The organism is Rhodobacteraceae bacterium M385 (assembly GCA_025141835.1).
Taxonomy (GTDB): Bacteria; Pseudomonadota; Alphaproteobacteria; order Rhodobacterales; family Rhodobacteraceae; genus Gymnodinialimonas.
This window is the reverse complement of sequence record CP081102.1, coordinates 1,426,942-1,445,577: the sequence shown is the minus strand read 5'-3', so window position 1 is coordinate 1,445,577 and position 18,636 is coordinate 1,426,942. Positions and strand designations below refer to the sequence as shown.

Annotated in this window: 16 protein-coding genes; 8 read left to right on the top strand and 8 right to left on the bottom strand. The window is 62.3% G+C overall.

Annotated features, from left to right (window positions below; genetic code table 11):
• Positions 1–67: 67 nt before the first annotated feature.
• From K3728_07040 to K3728_07020, 5 genes are all read right to left on the bottom strand, one after another.
• On the bottom strand, positions 68–1,612 hold the full coding sequence (locus K3728_07040) for a trimethylamine methyltransferase family protein (GenBank protein UWQ96964.1): 1,545 nt from the start codon (positions 1,610–1,612) through the stop codon (positions 68–70).
• Positions 1,581–2,435: an isocitrate lyase/phosphoenolpyruvate mutase family protein gene (locus K3728_07035; GenBank protein UWQ96963.1), complete on the bottom strand. Its 855-nt coding sequence runs from the start codon at positions 2,433–2,435 to the stop codon at positions 1,581–1,583. The genes K3728_07040 and K3728_07035 overlap by 32 nt, the downstream gene beginning before the upstream one ends.
• Positions 2,432–2,851, bottom strand: coding sequence for a DUF2867 domain-containing protein (locus K3728_07030; GenBank protein UWQ96962.1), 420 nt, complete (start codon positions 2,849–2,851; stop codon positions 2,432–2,434). Before K3728_07030 ends, K3728_07035 begins: the two co-directional genes overlap by 4 nt.
• Positions 2,848–3,723 (bottom strand): homocysteine S-methyltransferase family protein, encoded by an 876-nt coding sequence (locus K3728_07025; protein ID UWQ96961.1) that lies wholly within the window; start codon positions 3,721–3,723, stop codon positions 2,848–2,850. Before K3728_07025 ends, K3728_07030 begins: the two co-directional genes overlap by 4 nt.
• A gap of 65 nt (positions 3,724–3,788) precedes the next feature.
• Positions 3,789–6,239 (bottom strand): FAD-dependent oxidoreductase, encoded by a 2,451-nt coding sequence (locus K3728_07020; GenBank protein UWQ96960.1) that lies wholly within the window; start codon positions 6,237–6,239, stop codon positions 3,789–3,791.
• A gap of 247 nt (positions 6,240–6,486) precedes the next feature.
• Here K3728_07020 and K3728_07015 point away from each other — a divergent pair, with 247 nt between their 5' ends.
• Positions 6,487–7,335, top strand: coding sequence for a LysR family transcriptional regulator (locus tag K3728_07015; protein UWQ96959.1), 849 nt, complete (start codon positions 6,487–6,489; stop codon positions 7,333–7,335).
• A 98-nt stretch (positions 7,336–7,433) separates the two neighbouring features.
• On the opposite strand, the gene K3728_07010 is transcribed toward K3728_07015, so the two are convergent.
• Positions 7,434–8,381 (bottom strand): NAD(P)-dependent oxidoreductase, encoded by a 948-nt coding sequence (locus K3728_07010; GenBank protein UWQ96958.1) that lies wholly within the window; start codon positions 8,379–8,381, stop codon positions 7,434–7,436.
• 204 nt (positions 8,382–8,585) lie between these two features.
• On the opposite strand from K3728_07010, the gene K3728_07005 reads away from it, so the two are divergent.
• The 5 genes from K3728_07005 to K3728_06985 all read left to right on the top strand — a co-directional run bounded on the left by K3728_07005 (position 8,586) and on the right by K3728_06985 (position 12,306).
• On the top strand, positions 8,586–10,079 hold the full coding sequence (locus K3728_07005; GenBank protein ID UWQ96957.1) for an FAD-binding oxidoreductase: 1,494 nt from the start codon (positions 8,586–8,588) through the stop codon (positions 10,077–10,079).
• A 104-nt stretch (positions 10,080–10,183) separates the two neighbouring features.
• Complete coding sequence (locus tag K3728_07000; protein ID UWQ96956.1) at positions 10,184–10,588, top strand: hypothetical protein; 405 nt, start codon at positions 10,184–10,186, stop codon at positions 10,586–10,588.
• The gene (locus K3728_06995; GenBank protein UWQ96955.1) at positions 10,585–11,631 is read left to right on the top strand and encodes a hypothetical protein; all 1,047 of its coding nucleotides are present in this window, start codon (positions 10,585–10,587) and stop codon (positions 11,629–11,631) included. Before K3728_07000 ends, K3728_06995 begins: the two co-directional genes overlap by 4 nt.
• Positions 11,621–11,917 (top strand): hypothetical protein, encoded by a 297-nt coding sequence (locus K3728_06990; GenBank protein UWQ96954.1) that lies wholly within the window; start codon positions 11,621–11,623, stop codon positions 11,915–11,917. Before K3728_06995 ends, K3728_06990 begins: the two co-directional genes overlap by 11 nt.
• A gap of 2 nt (positions 11,918–11,919) precedes the next feature.
• Positions 11,920–12,306, top strand: a complete 387-nt coding sequence (locus tag K3728_06985) for a DUF1801 domain-containing protein (protein ID UWQ96953.1) — start codon at positions 11,920–11,922, stop codon at positions 12,304–12,306.
• Between the two features lie 178 nt (positions 12,307–12,484).
• Here the strand turns inward: K3728_06985 and katG are convergent, their stop codons facing one another.
• The gene (gene katG / locus K3728_06980; GenBank protein ID UWQ96952.1) at positions 12,485–14,686 is read right to left on the bottom strand and encodes a catalase/peroxidase HPI; all 2,202 of its coding nucleotides are present in this window, start codon (positions 14,684–14,686) and stop codon (positions 12,485–12,487) included.
• Positions 14,687–14,816: 130 nt separating this feature from the next.
• Between katG and K3728_06975 the strand changes: the two genes are divergently transcribed.
• The gene (locus tag K3728_06975) at positions 14,817–15,728 is read left to right on the top strand and encodes a hydrogen peroxide-inducible genes activator (protein ID UWQ96951.1); all 912 of its coding nucleotides are present in this window, start codon (positions 14,817–14,819) and stop codon (positions 15,726–15,728) included.
• Here K3728_06975 and K3728_06970 read toward each other — a convergent pair.
• Entirely contained in the window at positions 15,725–17,311 is a 1,587-nt protein-coding gene (locus K3728_06970) for a hypothetical protein (GenBank protein ID UWQ96950.1), read from the bottom strand. The two genes, K3728_06975 and K3728_06970, sit on opposite strands and share 4 nt — an antisense overlap.
• 167 nt (positions 17,312–17,478) lie before the next feature.
• Between K3728_06970 and K3728_06965 the strand changes: the two genes are divergently transcribed.
• Entirely contained in the window at positions 17,479–18,636 is a 1,158-nt protein-coding gene (locus K3728_06965) for a phosphatase PAP2 family protein (GenBank protein UWQ96949.1), read from the top strand.

The following is an 18,636-nucleotide window of genomic DNA, read 5'->3' as shown; positions in this document are numbered from 1 at the left end:
GCGGGCGTGCGTCAAGCGTCATGGGACTCCGGGCAAGGCGCAAGTCCCTGCCCGGCGTCGCGCGCGATCAACTGTTGAAATACATCGCGTATTTCGCCCGCACCGCTTGGTCGACCTCGGGCGAGATTTGAGGCCGCGCCTCGGCCAAGATCTTCTCTTTCCGGGCAATGGCCGAAGCCATCAGATCGGGTTTCTGGTTCTCCTCCCACTCCTTCGGGCTCATGCGGTTGCCAAGAGTGGGATAGACGAAATCGCTTTGCATCAGGGCCAGCGTCCTATCGGTGCCAAGATAATGCCCGGTCCCGCCCAAGCAGACCTCGGCCATCTGGTCGAGCGCCAGCGTGTCTTCGGTCACCTCAATCCCGCGGACGCAGCGCATGGCTTGGCCGATCAGATCATCGGACAGGATCAGGCTTTCCAGACAGAACCCCAGAAGCGAGGCGTGCATTCCCGCCGCCTCATAAACCATGTTCAGCCCTGACAAGCCCGCCATCACGTTCGAGCACATCTGCTCCCACCCCGCTTGCATATCGGGCATTTTGCTGTCCGATGCCCCGCCCGCCGCGCCGCCTGGCAGGCCGTAGAACTGATGCATCTGGGCGCAGGCCGAGGAAAGCAACGCCTGCTCGCCCGATCCAAGGCACATGGCCCCGGTGCGCAGGTCCAAGCCGAACGGCCATGTCCCAAACACCGCCGGGAACCCCGGCGACAGGGCGTTCACATAGACCAAGCCGGCCAGACATTCCGCCGTTGCCTGGGTCACCGCACCCGCGATGGTGGACGGAGCCGTGGCCCCCGCCATGCCCGCGCTAAGAAGCAGCACCGGCATCCCCGCGCGGATGCACAGTTCCATCGTTTCGCAGCTTTCCGTGGCGAATTTCATCGGCGGCACCACGAAGCAATTGGAGTTGGAGATAAAGGGCCGCGCGCGCCAAGCGTCCTCTCCTCCCGCAAGTTGGTGGATCAGCTCCATACAAGGGCCCACATGGGACGGATCGCTAAAGGACATGCCGATATGTTTGGTCGTGCCGGACACGCTGGCAAAGATGGAGTTCAGGTCCATCTCAAGATTATCCACCACATCTCGGCACACCATGGGCCGCTGAAAGAAGTTAACGTTATCGAGGGATTGCGTGATTTGCGCGGCGTTATAGAGGTCTTGCGCCGTGCATTCGCGGTAAGTGTTGCTGGCGGGTTCAACAATATGAACCGCCGCGCCTGCGGTGCCGTAGTGGACCTTGGGGCCGGATAGATGCAGGTCATGGGCCGCGTCACGCCCCATCAAGGTGATCCCCCGCGCGGCCTTTCCAAGGGCGTCTTCCACCACTTGGCGCGGGAAGCGGAGGCGGCCATCTTCGCCCAAAACCGCGCCGACCGAGACCATCAGATCAACCCCCGATTGCGGCGCGTCGGCAAGGCCAATGGTTTCCAGCGCTTGCAAAGCGGCCTCGTGGATCTGGGCAACCTGCGCGTCGGACAACACCTTCAGGGTGCCTCCTTCCATCCCCGGTCGGATCGGGCGCAACGCATCTGGCAGGGCGGCGGCCCTTGCGGCCACACGGGCGGCGCGGCCGCCGCCTCTACGGCCCTTGCGGTCCAAAATCTCGGTCATCTGCGCAGCCCTCCTGTAGCATTGCGTCAATCTCGTCCCCTGAAGCGCTCCCCTTCAGGACCGTGAAATCCCCGGCCATCACGCCGCCCATCGCGTCGCGGATCGCAGCATGGGTCACCCTTGCGATCTGACTGCCAAGCGAGATGCGCCGCACCCCCATCGCCGTCAGCTCGGCCAAGGACAGGTCCTGCAACGGTCCCACCGACAGCGCGTTCACTGGCGCCGTAACCGCCCCCAAAACCTGCGCCAATTCCGCCCTTCCCGGCGGGACTGGCAGATAAAGGCAATCGGCGCCCGCAGCCTCGAAGGCTTGCAAACGGCGGATGCCCTCGCCCAAATCATAAAGCCCGTTCATCACCCCATCGGCCCGCGCGGTCAGCACGAAGGGCCGCCCCAAAGCGCGTACGGCTGCCACGGCGGCCCGGATGCGTTCCACGGTGAGGTCAAAATCATAGGCGTGCAGGCCATTCTCAAAGCCCATATCCTCGATCCCGCAGCCCGAAAGCCCGACCTCTGCGGCCATGCGGATCGTCTCGGCCACGGTGTCAGGATCATCGCCAAAGCCGTTCTCAAAATCGCCCGACACAGGCAGGTTTGTGGCACTGATGATGTCTTGGGCGTGGGCCAAAGCCTCATCCCGCGTGACGCCGCCCATATCCGCCCGCCCCAAGGTAAACGCATGACCCGCCGATGTTGTGGCCAAAGCCACCGCGCCCGATGCCGCCATCATCCGGGCAGAGCCGCGATCCCAAGGGTTGGGCATCACGAAACAGCCCTGCTTGTGCAGGTCGGCGAACAACTCATGGCGGTCAGACATCTTCATGCGAGCCTCCTAAGGGACAGTTTTACAATGATTTTATGGGGGATCAGGACCACGGCCAGATAGAGCCGCCCGGTCCAGTGGTTAAACCAAATCCGAGTGGTCAAATGGGCGGTGTCGCCGTCCCGGATGGTTTGCAGGGTAAAGGTCAAATGCTGGTCTATCAGGCCAAGCTCGTAGGCCTCGGACGTCTCGGACACGATGGGCAACCGCATCATGCCGTGCCCAATGGTGGGCGTCGTCAGGCCGAATTTGCCGACGATCCAGTTGCGCAGTTTCATCGCCCCGTGAACCCAAGGCGGCATCTGGCCAAGCGCGATCTCATAGGCCGCACGGGCCGTTGGTATCTCTGCCCGCAGCGGGGCAGAGTGGGTGTCGGACCAATCGGGTGGGCGCAGGGGACGCTTGAGGCCGGTCACGGTAAGGCACCGACGCGGCGGGTAATTTCCGCGATATGGGCGGGGCCAACCTCGCAACAACCGCCGACGATTGTGGCCCCTTGGGCGATCCATTCCATGACGTGATCGGCGTAGGTGTCCGGCCCCATATCCTGGCGCGAGGTCAGCGCCTCCACCGTCGGCGCGTCTTCCAGGAACCCGGCGCTGATCTCGGTGAACCCGTTGGCATAGGCCCCAAAGGGCACGCCCGCGCTCGCCAGCACTTTCAACGCGGCAGGCATCGCTTCGGGAACCGAGCAATTGGCCAGCAACGCGGCCGCGCCATCGCTGACCGCAACCGCATCGGCCAAGGGCTCGCCCGAGCGCAGGCGGCTGCCGTCCTTGTCATCCACCGTGAAGGCAAGCCACACCGGTACACCGTGCCCTCGCGCGGCTTCCAACACCGACCTTGCATGGGCGACCGAGGCCACGGATTCGCAAATCAACAGATCGCATAGGGGCGCTTGCAGGGCCGCAATCTCGGCGAAAAGCGCGACGGCCTTGCTGTGTTCTGGTTGCAAATCAGGGCGGTAGGACCCGCCCAACGGCCCAATCGCCCCGGCAACCAAGCCGCTGCCATGGGCATCGCGGGCGGCCCGCGCTTGATCCAGAGCCAAGGTATGGAGCGCCTCAAACTCATCTTCCACTCCGGCATTCACCAACCGGTCACGGTGGACTGCATAGGTGTTGGCCGTCGCAATCTGCGCCCCTGCCGCAAAGAAATCACCATGGACATCGCGCACCAGTTCTGGCTGCGCCCGCATCACATCCGTGGACCAAAGCGGTGTTGGCGGAGCCTTTGATCTTGCGATCAATTCCTGCCCCATGCCGCCGTCCAAAATCGTGATATCCATGGCTAACCCCTCCCGTCAGAAAACTGCGAGGAGCGTTAGCGAGGAGAGGCCGCCGACACCAGCCCTCATGCGCGGATACGCGCGTTGTCGGCGTCCCATATGGGGCTGTCTCCGGTCACAATCGCCTTGCAAATATCGCCGTAGATATTGACGTTCAGCTCTGTCCCCGGCGTGGCCAGATCGGCGCGCACCATCGCCAGCGCGACCGAGTGCCCGACCCTGTACCCCCATGCCCCGCTGGTGGTCTCGCCCACCACTTCGCCATCATGGGTGATGGTAGACATATAAGGCGCGTCAGCCTCGCCCGCGTCGACCTTCAAGATCACGAAACGTTTCTTCACGCCCGCTTGCTTTTCGGCCAGCAGCGCTGCTTTGCCGGGGAAACCCTGCGGCTTATCGAACCTGATGAACCGCTCCATCCCGCCTTCCAGAAGCGTATAATCGGTGGAAAGATCACCCTTCCACGCGCGATACCCCTTTTCGATCCGCAGTGCGTTAAGCGCGAACATCCCAAACGGCTTTGCCCCGCCCTCTAGAACCGCATCGTAAAGCGCGGGGATATCGGCATTGGCGGCGTGGATTTCCCAGCCCAATTCGCCCGCAAACGACACCCTTGCCAAGGCGCAGTTGATGCCCGCCACCTTGGCCGGTTGATGGGAAAGCCAGCCAAGGGACAAATCCGCCTCCGTGCCAATCTTTTCGAACAGGTCTCGCGCTTTGGGACCCGTCACGATTAGCGTGGAATACTCGGTGGTGTGGTCCGTCAGGCTGACGCCATCGGGCAGGCCGGCACGCCAGAGCACCTCAAAATCGTGCCATTGCGCGGGCGCGGCGGTGATCAGCGTGAAGAAATCCTCCCCTTGGCGCATCACCGACATCTCCGTCAGGATACGGCCGCGCGTGTCGGGGAAATAGGCCAGGTTCATGCGCCCGATCTTGGGCAATGCGCCCGCGATGCGCCCCCGCAGCCATTCTGCGGCCCCTTCTCCGCTTAGGTTGAACCGAGAGAACCCCGGTAAATCCAGCACACCCACGCCGTCACGTACCGCTTCGCATTCTTCGCGCACCCGCGGCTCCCACGGGCCATTGCGGCCCCATGTTTCCGTGGCCTCAGTCGATATGTCATCCCCCGGTTTGGCAAACCAATTCGCCCGCTCCCACCCGGCATAGGCGCCCATCTGGCCGCCCAACTCGCGCACCTTTGCGTCCACCGCAGACAGCTTCTTGTCGCGCCCCGCAGGCCAGGCCTTCCACGGGAAATGCATCCCGTATTCGTGGCCGTAGGTCTCTAACGCCTTGTCGAGGCAATAGGAATGATCGGCAAAATCAGTGTAGCGGCGCGGGTCACAGGCCCACATATCCCATTCCGTTTCGCCGTTTATGATCCATTCAGACAGGACCTTGCCCGCCCCGCCGCCTTGTACGATGCCGAAGGTGAAGGAATGGGCCTCAAACGCGTTCTCCACGCCAGGCATGGGGCCAATCATCGGCAAGCCATCGGGCGCATAGGGGATGGGCCCGTTGATGTTGCGCCCCACGCCCCCCTCGCCCAGCAGCGGCACACGCGCCATCGCGTCCTCGATATACCATTCCAGCCGATCCAGATCGTCGGGGTAGAGCTGGAAACTGAAGTCTTCGGGCATCGGGTCTTCGGGGGTCACCCATGCCGCCTGACAGTTGCGTTCATAGGGGCCAAGGTTCAGCCCGTGCTTGTCTTGCCGCAGATAATAGCTGCTATCCACATCTCGGATCAGCGGCAGCTTCTTTCCGTTGGCCTCCGTCCATTCTTTTACGGCGGGGATCTCTTCGGTCAGGAAATACTGGTGCGACATCACCACCATCGGCACGGTACGCCCGCCGTAGGGCTTGAACCATTCTCCCACGCGCTGCGCGTAATAGCCTGCGGCGTTCACCACATATTCGCAGCGGATCTCGCCCTTCTCTGTCTCTACGATCCATTCACCATTCTCGCGCCGCACGCCCGTGGCAGGGGTAAACCGATGGATCTGCGCCCCCAAATCGCGCGCGCCTTTGGCCATCGCTTGAGTCAATTGCGCCGGGTCAATGTCGCCATCATAAGGATCATAGAGAATGCCGCTCAGGTCGTGGGTTTCCAGAAACGGATACATCTCCTTCGCTTCATCATTGGACAACATCGCCATGTCGATGCCCTGATATTCCGCCATCCCCAAAACACGCTGAAACTCCTGTGCGCGCTCTTTGGTGTGCCCCAACCGCAATGAGCCGGTGACATGGTAATTCATCGGATAGTCGACCTTCTCGGCCAAGTCCCGGTACATCTCCAACGAGTAGCGCTGCATGTTCAGCACCGCCCAAGAGGTTGAGAAATTTGGGCAATTTCCTGCCGCATGCCAGGTCGAGCCCGCCGTCAGCTCATTCTTCTCCAGCAAAACGCAATCGCTCCACCCTCCCATCGCCAGATGGTAAAGGGCCGAGGTTCCAATGACCCCGCCGCCGATAATCACAACACGCGCCGTGCTGGGTAGTTCTGCCATTTCAAGCCTCCCGATGCGCCTAAGAACCAAAGCGCCAATTTCCTGTTTCACACCAGTATTGCGCCATAGCCTTTTAACTTCAATTCGCCCGTCACATCTGTTTTAATCGATAAAAGCGATTAGTTTCCACCTCCTTCATCTTGGCAAATACACCTCCGGGGGAAGCGTCATATCCCTTGGAAAAGACGCGGGGGCAGCGCCCCCACCCAAACCGCCCCGCCCCAAACCGCCCCAAGGAACGCCCCCGATGCAAATCGACCAAATCGAAACCTTCCTGGACCTGCTCGACACGCGGTCCTTCAACCGTACCGCCGACAGGCTCGGCGTCACCCAATCCACGATCTCGGGCCGGGTCAAAGCTTTGGAAAAGGCCCTGGGCGAACGCCTGTTCGAACGCTCCCGCTCCGGCACCCAACCCACCACCGCCGCCCTACGCTTTGAAATCCACGCCCGCGTCCTCCGCCGCGCCTGGGCCGACGGTCAGGCCGATGTGAAACCCACCGGTGCTGCCGTCATGCTTCGCATCGGCATCCAACACGACCTGATCGACAACCACGTCGCCGATTGGCTCGCCGCCCTGCGCCAAGCCCTGCCCGATTGCGGCTTCTACGTGGATGGCGACTATTCGACACAAATGTGCCGCGACCTTGAAAACGGCGCCCTTGATCTCGGCATCGTCTTCACCCCGCGCCCCTCCCCGGACCTCTATTTCGAAAGCATGGGCGACGTGACCTACCACATGGTCTCCACTTCCCAACGGCCACTCAAAGACATATCTGCCACCGACTACATCCTGCCCGCCTACGCCCCCGCTTTCACACAGACCCACGCCGCCCTCCTTCCCGGCCTCAGCCTCGGCAGCGTCTCCAGCGGCCAAGCCGCCGCCGTCCGAGGTCTCTTCATCGCCCTGGGCGGCACCACCTACCTGCCATCTGAGATGGCCCAAACCCTGATCACTGAGGGCACCGCCCACCGCGTCACCGATGCGCCCGCCATCACACAACCGGTCTTCACCGCCATGCACCTGCGCAACCGCCACCGCGCAGGCTATCGGCGCATGGCCAAAACACTCCGCGGCCGCATCGCCCCCCAATAACGATCAACCTTACCAATCTCGCGCGCCGCTCCCCCTTTCATCTTGGCAAATACAACTCTCCAACCTCTCCCGGGCCACGCCGCTCTCCGCACCGCCACCTATCGCCTCTTTACGACCACCTCATACCCGGGCTCTTCCGGCTCCTCATCCACCAGAACCTGTGGAAACCCCTCGGCCCGCACATCCAACCCGGTTGCCGCCTCCAACAACTCAATCATCCGGTCACTCTGCGCCGCATGTCCCAATACCCTCTGCCCCTCGCTCAACATCTCAATCACCTTAGGCGACAGCTCCAAGGGCACGTTGTTTCTCTCGGCAATGGCCTGGAACAACCCCACATCCTTCTGGATCAAATCCAGCGTGAAATTCACATCTCTCGACCCGCTCAGGATCAATTGGCTCTCAGTTTCGTGCACGAACGAATTGCCCGACGACACGGCAATCGCCTCATAAGCCACCGCCAAATCAACCCCCGCCGCTTTCATCACCGCAAGACTCTCGCACAGCGCCAATAGGTGGGTCGTCGCCAGGTAGTTCGTCATCACCTTCAGGGTCGAGGCCGCCCCAAGCGGCCCCGTATGCAGCAGCCGCCGCCCCATCTTGCTCAGCAGCGGCAAGACCCGGTCAAACACCGCCCTCTCCCCGCTCATATAGATCGAGATATTGCCCGTATCCGCCCGGTGGCACCCGCCCGAGACCGGGCATTCCGCAACCGCGCCGCCTGCCGCCTCTACCAAGGGCGCCAACCGCAAGATCTCTGCGGCGTCGGTGGTGGACATCTCCATCCAGATCTTGCCCGCTCGCACTTCCGGCAGCATCGCTTCCACCACGATGGCCGAGGCCGCGGGGGACGGCAGACAGGTAATCACCACATCGCAATCGCGCATCATCGCCGCCGGATCGCCGCCAGCGCGGGCCCCGCGCGCCACAAAACCCGCCACCGCCTCTGCATCCAGATCGTGCACCGACAGCGCCACACCGTTTCGCAGCAAGGATCCCGCCAGCTTGCCGCCAACAGATCCCAATCCAATAAACCCTACCTGCATCCCAATCTCCTGCCTGGTCGCTTAGACCTTGCGCCCAACACCCGCCCTGTCATGCCCGAAAGCGACCTCTTTACACCTCGCCCCAGCAGTCTCCTGTCGTTGTTCGAACATTTGACACCCCAACGTCGCGCCAGGATTTGCCCATTTACAAATAAATGAACATCGTTCATTAATGCTGGGGAAATGTAGTTAAAGGTGTTCACCATGAGCCGTTTGGGAAAGATTTCACGCCGGGGACTGCTGCTCGGCGCGGGCGCGGCCACAGGCTACGGGCTCGGCAATGCCTGGGCGCCCGGCCTGTCCCAAATCGACGGCGTCCCCCGCATCGGCGGCACTCCTCCTTCCCCTCTCATGCTCAACGACGCGTCCGAGCTGTCGGCCACCCCGATCCATATCCACACCCGCCCCGCCGCCCACGGCGATGCGCTGATCGAGGCCTTCCGGGCCGAGCTTTCCGCCGCCCGGTCCAACGACCGCCCCCTCTGCGTCAGCGCCGCGCGCCACTCAATGGGCGGGCAATCCATCCCCCGCGATGGCCATGCCATCACCGTCGATGACGCCTGGATCGAACCCGACACAGCCAATCAAACCTACCGCGTGAACGGCGGCGCGCGCTGGCGCGATGTCATCGCCGCCCTTGATCCACTGGGCTTCTCCCCCGCCGTGATGCAGTCCAATCACGACTTTGGCGTCGCCGCGACATTCTCGGTCAATGCCCATGGCTGGCCCGTCCCCTACGGCCCCATGGGCGCGACCGTGCGCGAAATCCGCATGGTTCTGCCCAGCGGAGACCTCGTCACCGCCTCTCGCAGCCAAAACGCGGATCTCTTCAACCTCGCCGTGGGCGGCTACGGCCTCGCAGGCCTGATCGTGGATATGGAGGTCGATATGGTCCCCAACCAACGCCTCGCGCCCGCGTATACCCCCATGCCCGCCGCAGAATTCCCGGCAGCCTTCCGCGCCGCCGTGGATGATCCGACCATGCCCATGGCCTACGGGCGCCTGAACGTGACCCGTGAAACCCTGTTTGATGAGGCGCTCTTGGTCACCTACTCACCGACGCAGAACCAAACCGATATCCCCCCCGCCACGGAATCGGGCTGGATGTCCTACGCCGCCTCCTACCTCTACCGGGGCCAAGTGGGCCGTGAAGGCATGAAGGACTGGCGCTGGTGGATGGAATCTTCCCTCGCGCCGCGCCTTGCTGGCCCCTCCACCCGAAATTCCCTGATGAATGAGCCTGTCATCACCCTCGATGACCGCGACCCAACCCGTGTCGATATCCTGCACGAATACTTCGTGCCCTTCGACGCCTTCGATGGCTTCCTAGAGGCCTGCCGCGACGTGATCCCCGATGCCTTCGTGGAGTTCCTAAACGTCACCCTGCGCTTCGTGGATAGCGATACCGACAGCCTCCTGCCCCACTCTCCCACCCCTCGCATCGCCGCTGTGATGTCCTTCACCCAAGAACTCACCCCCCGCGCCGAGGCCGACCACGCCCGCATGACCCGCGCCCTGATCGAGCGGATCATCGCCATCGGCGGCACGTACTACTTGCCCTACCGGCCCCATGCCACCCAGGACCAATTCCTGCGCGCCTACCCCCGTGCGCCGGAATTCGCCGCTGCAAAGCGTCGGCTCGACCCCAACCTTACCCTTCGCAACAATCTATGGGACAGCTACCTCTCGGCCCTCTAAACTCCCCTAATTCCTCGTTCTTCAAATATCCCGGGGAGCGCGAGGGGCTGGCCCCTCGCTCCCGCCCCAACCAAACTGCCCATCCACAAGAAAGGGACCGCACCATGAGCATCATTCGCCGCCTCTGCCTCGTCTACGCCGTCATCCTCCTGGGGGCGGCTGCCATCAACTACATCCCCGGCCTTACCGATGACGCGGGACTTGCCTTCGGCATCTTCGCCCTCGATCCCTTCGATGACGCGCTCCACCTCGTCTCCGCCATCTGGGCTTTCCTTGCCGGCCTCATCAACAACCGCTCCGCCCGCACCTTCCTGATCCTCTTCGGCGCCGCCTATCTGGGCGATGGCATCTTCGGCATCTTCACCGGCTGGGGCTATCTGGACTTCGGCATCTTCACCAATGACGCCCTCGGCATGGACTGGTCTTTCCAGCGCATTATGGCAAATGCCCCCCACATCGGCTTGGGCTTCGTCGCCCTCGTCTCCGGCATCGCGGCCCGCCGCGCATGAGGGCGCTGGGGCGGTTCATCAAACGTGCCTTGCTGGTGGTGCTGATCCTCGTGATCGGGCTGGCAAGCCCGGTGATCTACGTGGAAACCATGTGCCGAGGCGAAGCTACCCCCGCCCCCTCCGCGCCCCTCTCCGGTGAAACGCGCCCTGAAATCCGCACCCTGCTGACCTACCCCGAATGGCACATCGTGCACGCCTATGACGACTACGCCGAGGTCATTCGCGAAGGCGACCCCCATGATTTCAGCTACTTACGTGCCATATTTGGCTACTGGAGCTCGCTCTGCACCCTCACGACCGAAGCCGCTTCCCTGGGTGAGATCGACGGGGGAACCCGCCAACTCGTCCACGTCATCGGCGTGTCCTTCACATTCGAGATGTTGATGAAGGCCGCCTACGAGGAAACCATCGGCCGCGCCGTGACCCTTATCCGCGGCCCCCGACATGCGCGCCTCGACCATCTCTCAGCCCAGCAAGCTGCCGCCTACGCCGCCTTCCTGCAACAAGTCCCTTGGTATCGCTACGATTTCCGTGGCGACGCCGCCGCGCTGAACCAAGTCGCCACCGATGCCTTCCGGGACCGGGAACGCGCCTTCTCCCTCGGGCTCGAACACCTCGCCCGAGCCGCCTACGCCGATGTGATTGCCCAAGCCGTTGCGGCCACGGGCTTCGATGATCTGACCCTGCAAATGGTGGTCTCCGGCCTTTCGGAGGAAGCCCTTACCGCTACCGATGGCGTCCGCGTCATCCGCGAAACCGCCGCCGGGCTCGAGGTCGAAACACCCCGCTACCGAGAGCTCACCGGCATCCTCGCCGATTGGGCCACCCAAGGTGCCACCTTCCTCGATATGGCAGGCAACGATCAAATCATGTTCACCGCCACCTCCGACGCGGCCACCCAGGACGGCGCCCTCGCCAACCTCCCGCGCCAAGGCTACGGCGACACGCGCCACCTGTTTCTGGTACCGGTCCAAGACCTTGCCGCCACGCTGCGCACCCTGGACGCCCGGGGTATCCGGCTCGAGCATATCCATGACTATTAAGCGCCTTCTCCTCGGCATCCCCTTGCTGCTGACCGGCTGGATCGCCACCCTTGCCACCGTCATGGCCCTCGGCGGCGCAGCCCCCGCCGCCTTCGTACCCTTCCCGTCCGACACATTTATCGCGACCCTGCCCCAAGACATCGCCATCACCGGCCGATCCCCAATCTCCCTCACCCTGCGCAGCGAGGCCCCGAACCTGCCCTCCCGCCTCTACCAATCCGGCGCTTGGCTGGTCCTGCCTGCGGGGCTGGAGGCCTGCATCCCAAACTTCCTGCGCGCCTCGTGACCATGCCCCCGCCCATTCCCTCAGAAGTCGCCGCCGCCCTCTCGCTCTTGCCGCCGCGCACCGCCACCCTTCGCGCGTTAATCTTCGCCGCCGCCGAGGCGACACACACACTCCCCCTCACCGAATGCCTCAAATGGGGTCAACCCGCCTACCTGCCCGCCAAAAAAGCCGGCACGACCCTGCGCCTTGGCGCGACCGACGGCCTCCCAACCCTCTTCGTGCCCTGCTCCACCACGCTTCTCGATAGCTACCGCGCCACCTTCCCGACAGAATTCACCTACCTCGGCTCCCGTGCCGTCGTCCTCCCCGCCTCCGCCCCGTTTCCAGAGGCGGCTTTTCAACACATCGCCGCCATGGCCCTCACCTACCATCGCGACAAACGCCGCTGATCCGCGCCGCTCCCCCCTTCATCTTGGCCAATACACCTCCGGGGGGAGCGTGCGTTTTTCCTTCAGGAAAAACCGCGTGGGGGGCTGGCCCCCCGATGCGGAACCCCTCCAACACATGCCCACAAAAAAGGGGCGCGCCAGATGCCCGGCGCGCCCCCCTCATTTATTGCCGTCCCGCTTAGCGGTGCAGATCGAAGCGATCGTTTTCCATCACTTTGACCCATGCTGCCACGAAGTCGGAAACCATCTTGGCCTCCGCATCGGCGCTGGCATAGACCTCTGCAAAGGACCGCAATTGACTGTTGGAGCCGAACACGAGGTCCACCACTGTCGCAGTCCACTTGACCTCTCCGCTGGCGCGGTCGCGGCCTTCCAGCACGCCATTGTCGGCCTTGCTCCATACGGTGCCCATATCCAGCACATTCTTGAAGAAGGCGTTGTTCAACGTGCCGGGCGTCTGCGTCAGCACCCCTTCGCCTCGGTCTTCAAAGGTCGCGCCCATGGCCCGCATACCGCCGACCAAAACGGTCATTTCCGGAGCGGTCAGCCCCAGCAACGCCGCCTTGTCCACCAGCATTTCTGCTGGTTCGCGCAGGGCCTTGTCTGAGTGGTAGTTGCGGAACCCGTCGGACGTGGGTGCGAGCACGTCATAGCTTTCCACATCGGTCTGCTCTTGCGTTGCGTCCCCACGACCGGGGGTGAAAGGCACCTCGATCGTGTGGCCTGCTGCGGCGGCTGCCGCCTCGACGCCGACACAACCCGCCAACACGATCACATCCGCAACCGAGACCTGCGCCCCGCCCTTGGCATTGAACGCCTCGGCAATGCTTTCTAGCATCGGCAACACCTTCTCCAACTCTGCCGGATTGTTTGCCGCCCAACCGCGCGCAGGCTGCAAGCGGATGCGAGCCCCGTTGGCACCGCCGCGCTTGTCACTGTCGCGGTAGCTAGCGGCCGATGCCCAAGCCACGCGCACCAGTTCCTGCACCGACAAGCCTGCTTCAAGAATAGCGCCCTTCAGCACGGCCACATCTGCGGCACTGACCTGCACACCCTGCGGCATCGGCACCGGATCTTGCCACAGCAGCTCCTCCGACGGAACGTCGTCGCCAAGGTAGCGCTGGATCGGGCCCATATCGCGGTGAGTAAGCTTGTACCAGGCGCGGGCAAAGGCGTCGGCGAACTTCTCGGGGTTGGCATGGAAATCACGGCTGATTTTCTCGTAGGCCGGATCCGTGCGCAGCGCGATATCGGCCGTGGTCATCATGATCGGCACCGTGCCGTTGCCATCAACCTGAGGCGCTTGATCGTTCTCGAAGTCCACCGGACGCCACTGGTTTGCGCCAGCGGGGGATTTCGTCAATTCCCACTCGTGACCGAACAGAACATCGAAATACGTCATATCCCACTGAGTTGGCGTCGGCGTCCATGGACCTTCCACGCCCGAGGTCGTCGTGTGAACGCCCTTGCCGGATTCGAACCCGTTTTTCCAACCAAGACCCATCTCAGCCACATCAGCGCCCTCGGGCTCTGCGCCGACCAGTTCCGGATCGCCCGCGCCGTGCGCCTTGCCGAAGGTATGACCACCCGCCACCAGCGCGACGGTCTCTTCGTCGTTCATCGCCATACGCGCGAAGGTGTCACGGATGTCAAAGGCCGAGGCCAACGGATCAGGGTTTCCGTCCGGACCTTCCGGGTTCACGTAGATCAGACCCATCTGCACGGCTGCCAGGGGATTTTCCAGCGTGCGTTTTTCGCCGTAGCGGGTGTTTTCCATGTCCGACGTGGCCAGCCACTCGGTCTCTGCACCCCAATAGATGTCCTCTTCCGGCTCCCACACATCGGCGCGGCCGCCCGCGAAGCCAAAGGTCTTCAGCCCCATGTCGTCCAACGCCACGTTACCCGCCAGGATCATCAGATCGGCCCAGGACAGGCTGCGGCCATACTTCTCTTTGATCGGCCACAGGAGGCGGCGTGCTTTATCGAGGTTGCCGTTATCGGGCCAAGAGTTCAGCGGCGCGAAACGCTGCGTCCCGGTGCTGGCCCCGCCGCGACCATCATAGGTGCGGTAGGTGCCGGCCGAGTGCCACGCCATACGGATCATCAACGGGCCATAGTGGCCATAATCCGCAGGCCACCAATCTTGGCTATCCTTCAGGCAGGTCGCGATATCGGCCTTCACTGCCGCCATGTCCAGCTTCTGGAATTCTTCCGCGTAGTCAAAGCCCGCATCCATCGGGTCGAGCTTTTCGGAGTTCGCCGACAGGGGTTTCAGGTTCAACTGATTTGGCCACCACTGCTGGTTGGCTGACGTGCCCATGGGGCGGCCACTGCCGCCGTGCATGACTGGGCAACCCTCAGAATGTGCATTTCCGTCCATATTATTAACTCCCATGCTAGCAAAAGCTGACGGCGACATCACCCAATGTGAGTCGCGATTGCGCAAAACCTAACACCCCATGTCGATTAGCTACAGTTGTAAATTCTGATATGCCTGATAAGTTCATCTTATGAGAAACCTAACCCTTAAGCAGTTAAGATATGTGGACGCGCTGGCCCAACATGGCCACTTCGGCCATGCGGCTGCAGCCTGCAACGTGACCCAGCCTGCGCTGTCGATGCAAATCAAGGAACTGGAGGACAGCTTCGGCCTGCCCCTGTTTGAGCGCACCCCGCGTAACGTGCGGGTCACCGGGTTTGGCGAAACCGTGCTGGCCCGCGCGAAAGAGATTTTGCGCGCCGTTGACGCCTTGGATGATCTCGCGCGCGCAGCGCACGGTGGCCTGACGGGCCGTCTGCGCTTAGGGGTGATCCCCACCGTCGCGCCCTACCTTTTGCCTCGCGTGATCGGCGCCCTTGGCCTGCACTACCCGCAAGTTGACCTGCATATCCGCGAAACTTTAACGCCGCGCCTGCTGGAAGACCTGACCGCCGGGCGCTTGGACACCGCCATTTTGGCGCTGCCAATCTCCGAACCCACCCTGACCGAAGTGCCCCTGCATGACGAAGATTTCGTTCTCGTGCGCCCCCAAGCCGATGCCGACAAGCCGGTTCCTGACGGGGACGCTTTGGCGCAAATGCGGCTTCTGTTGCTGGAAGAGGGCCACTGCTTTCGGGACCAGGCCCTGTCTTTTTGCAACATTCGCAACAACTTACCCGCCGAGGGTCTGGACGGATCCAGCCTTTCCACCTTGGTGCAGATGGTCGGCGCGGGGATCGGCGTGACGTTGATCCCCGACATGGCGGTCGAGGTCGAAACACGCTCTGCCGCGGTGTCCGTCGCCCGTTTCGATCAGGTCACGCCCAAGCGCACAATTGGCATGGCGTGGCGTAAATCCAGCCCCTTGGCCGAGCATTTGACGGGCTTGGCCGATGTCGTTCGAGAGGCGATAACAGCGCCACCGATGGCGACCGAAAGCTAACGGGCGCGGCCCAGTTTGCTGGCGTTCAAAAGGGGCGAGGCGCGGAAGGCATCGCGCATCTTGTCCATCCCGTAATCGGGTTCGAACCGGCGCAGGGTTTCGACCATCGCTTCGGCATCCGCCACCCGCCCGACCTTCATATAGAGCATCCCCATCAACCGTTTTGGCGCCAGAAATTGCGGCGCGTCGCGGCCCAGAACCTCTCCGATTTTGATCGCTTCGGTGTAGCGCCCGGCGCAGGCGGCCGAGCGCATCGCCACATAACGGATCGAGGATTTGGCGTTGCGGCTTACCGAAAGCCCATTGGCGCGGCGGGTCAGGCGATAGCCTTCTTCAAAATTCCCGAGGTGGGTGTGGACCATCCCCAGATAAGAGATCCCGAAAGGGTTGGCAGGGTTCAAACTATGGCTGCGCTGCGCCAGTTCCAACGCCTCTTCATTGGACAAAAGCCACATGGAATGGATGAAAGCGGCCAAGGACAGGACGATTGAGTTTTCAGGGTCCTGCTCCTCCGCGAGCATGATGAACCGCTCCATCTCCTCTCGGATCGCTTGCGTATTCGCGCCGCCCCCCTCCCCCAACAGAAAGGTGCGCAAATAGGCCCGCCACGCCAGAAACACAGGCTGCGGGTCTATTTCATAGGCTTTCGCGATCAGCGTATCGGCGTTATCGATCGTGGTGGCGGCATAATTCGTGACCGAATGCATCGCCCGCATACACATCGCCGTGGCAATCTTGTCGGCAGGCAGGTCAGCCCCATAGCTGGCGATTTCCTCTAGCGAATGCACCACCGCCTGATTGACTAAATCGATCATATCCACGTTGTCGGACAGGCGTGTCAGATTGGTAAAAACTGTCCCATCAACCGAGCGGGTCAGGTTTACTGAAACGCCGCGCATCCCGCCCGTGTCCATGCTATTGACCTGCACCCGGAAGGCGCGGCTGGCATCGGCTTGAGACAGGCCCACCATGCCGTCTTCATCCAGCAGTTGAACGCGGCCTTGGTCATCAATGCTTTTACAAATCAGGTCTTGCAGCACGGTGTTATAGGTCTGCGACGCGGTGGCGGCGTCGGGTTTCCCCCGGATCACGATGGGGCGCTTCAGCGCAGGCATTTGCGCCCCCTTCCGCCCGCCAAGCCGTTTTCCAAAGTGGGTGCGGCGGTCCTTTAGCCAGAGCAGAAACGCAGGGTCGGCAATGGATAACCCGTCCAGAAACAGCGGTGCCTCAACCGGCTGTTCGGCCAATTGCGTCAGATGCCCGTCGTCGGCGGCATCTACCCAAACCTGATCAGGATCAAGGCGCAATTGCCCTTTCTCAACCAAGAGAATGCTACTGCTGCCCCCCAAATCGCGGCGCAGAGAGTGGAGGCATTGGCGCATCGACAGGCCCGATTGCGCCTTGGTCCGGTCGCTCCACAAATGCTCCTGCAACCACGCTCGGGGCCGAGCCATATCGCGCCCAGTGGCCAAAGCCGCCACGATGGCGCGGGCTCTTTTTGCTTTGATTTCAATGGTCGCACCCGTCGGCGACCGCAGTTTGAACGGGCCGATCAGAGTCAAGCTGTGGGCAGGTTCCGACATGTCGAGTCCGAAGTATACAAGATGTACGCCCCACTGGCGGGCGTCATAATCGTTAAAAAAGCGTTATAGTCACGGGGTTTCTAGCACGAAAATTAACCTCCCGTTGACAAAATCGCACCTGAAAGGCCGGTTTCCTTTACGCAAGGTAAATTGCCGGGTGGGGCATCATGACGACAAGCAGTTTTTCTTCCGTGCAGCATGGCCAACACGGTCAGCACGGGCAACATGGCCAACACGGTCAGCATGGCCAGCACGGGCAACACGGCCAGCATGGGCAATTCTCGTCTGCCTCCGGTGCGCCTGCTTCGGCGGCGGCAGCGCTTATCATGGGTCACGCCAGTAGTGCCGGTCCTTGGACGTGGACCCAAGACGCGCCGCGTCCTGACCCTTTGCCGTTCAACGATCCCGCAAACCTGCACACATGGTCCGCCGATGTGCGTGTGATGATCATCGTGCAGGAAATCGCGGCCACCCTTGCGGTGCGCCCCATCAGCGGCACACCCGATGCGGTCAGCGTGAGCTTGCACGACGGAACGCAAATCGCGCGCCTAGACCGCCCCGGCAACGACACCTTCGCCAAGCAGTTGAATTACTTAGAATACTACGCCGACCAACGGGTCGAGCGGACGCCAGAGATCCTGCAACAACTAACTGATCTGATTACCCCGTTCGGCGCCGTCCTACCCCTGCATCCAGGGCGGCATCGTTGGACGTATGAGCTGATCCAGACCGCGCTAGAGGCCGTGTCGCTGATTGAAATGCAGTGTAAGCATCTGCTCGCGTGCCGTCGCCCGAACGAATTCTCGGCGCAGGTCCATCCGATGATCCAGACACCGGGCCACGGCAGTTTGCCCTCTGGCCATGCGACCGAAGCGTTCCTCGCCGCCACGATCCTGCGTGACCTCTCCCTTTGTGCGCAGCATCGGCCCCACCTCGCGGAGCAGCAATTGCTTCGCCAAGCCGCGCGGATTGCCCAGAACCGCACGGCGGCGGGGGTCCACTTCCCCGTGGATAGTGCGGCGGGGGCCACCCTTGGCGTGTCCCTTGGCGGCTATATCCTGGAGATGGCTGGAAGCGCGGGCCATGCAAACGGGTGGCACTGTGAAGGCGACGCCTATGGTGGCGCAGATTTCACCTATGAAAGTGTCGCAGGTATCTTCGGGCCGGACCCCTTGAGCGTCGCAGATCCCAGCACCAACACATCAGTGACTTATGCGACGCCGCTGCCCTATGCGCTGCAATCTCACCCCGCCACCCTGACTTTGACCCAGCTTTACACTCTGGCCAAGGCCGAATGGTCCACCTCAGTCGAAACACAAAGGTAG

Excerpts from the sequence above, each read along its gene's own strand:
- K3728_07015 (UWQ96959.1), top strand. The coding sequence starts at position 6,487 with ATGCAAATCGACCAAATCGAAACCTTCCTGGACCTGCTCGACACGCGG.
- K3728_07000 (UWQ96956.1), top strand. The coding sequence starts at position 10,184 with ATGAGCATCATTCGCCGCCTCTGCCTCGTCTACGCCGTCATCCTCCTG.
- K3728_06990 (UWQ96954.1), top strand. The coding sequence starts at position 11,621 with ATGACTATTAAGCGCCTTCTCCTCGGCATCCCCTTGCTGCTGACCGGC.
- K3728_07025 (UWQ96961.1), bottom strand. The coding sequence starts at position 3,723 with ATGGATATCACGATTTTGGACGGCGGCATGGGGCAGGAATTGATCGCA.
- K3728_07020 (UWQ96960.1), bottom strand. The coding sequence starts at position 6,239 with ATGGCAGAACTACCCAGCACGGCGCGTGTTGTGATTATCGGCGGCGGG.
- K3728_07010 (UWQ96958.1), bottom strand. The coding sequence starts at position 8,381 with ATGCAGGTAGGGTTTATTGGATTGGGATCTGTTGGCGGCAAGCTGGCG.
- K3728_06965 (UWQ96949.1), top strand. The coding sequence starts at position 17,479 with ATGACGACAAGCAGTTTTTCTTCCGTGCAGCATGGCCAACACGGTCAG.
- K3728_06995 (UWQ96955.1), top strand. The coding sequence starts at position 10,585 with ATGAGGGCGCTGGGGCGGTTCATCAAACGTGCCTTGCTGGTGGTGCTG.
- K3728_07005 (UWQ96957.1), top strand. The coding sequence starts at position 8,586 with ATGAGCCGTTTGGGAAAGATTTCACGCCGGGGACTGCTGCTCGGCGCG.
- K3728_06985 (UWQ96953.1), top strand. The coding sequence starts at position 11,920 with ATGCCCCCGCCCATTCCCTCAGAAGTCGCCGCCGCCCTCTCGCTCTTG.
- katG (UWQ96952.1), bottom strand. The coding sequence starts at position 14,686 with ATGGACGGAAATGCACATTCTGAGGGTTGCCCAGTCATGCACGGCGGC.
- K3728_06975 (UWQ96951.1), top strand. The coding sequence starts at position 14,817 with ATGAGAAACCTAACCCTTAAGCAGTTAAGATATGTGGACGCGCTGGCC.
- K3728_07040 (UWQ96964.1), bottom strand. The coding sequence starts at position 1,612 with ATGACCGAGATTTTGGACCGCAAGGGCCGTAGAGGCGGCGGCCGCGCC.
- K3728_06970 (UWQ96950.1), bottom strand. The coding sequence starts at position 17,311 with ATGTCGGAACCTGCCCACAGCTTGACTCTGATCGGCCCGTTCAAACTG.
- K3728_07035 (UWQ96963.1), bottom strand. The coding sequence starts at position 2,435 with ATGAAGATGTCTGACCGCCATGAGTTGTTCGCCGACCTGCACAAGCAG.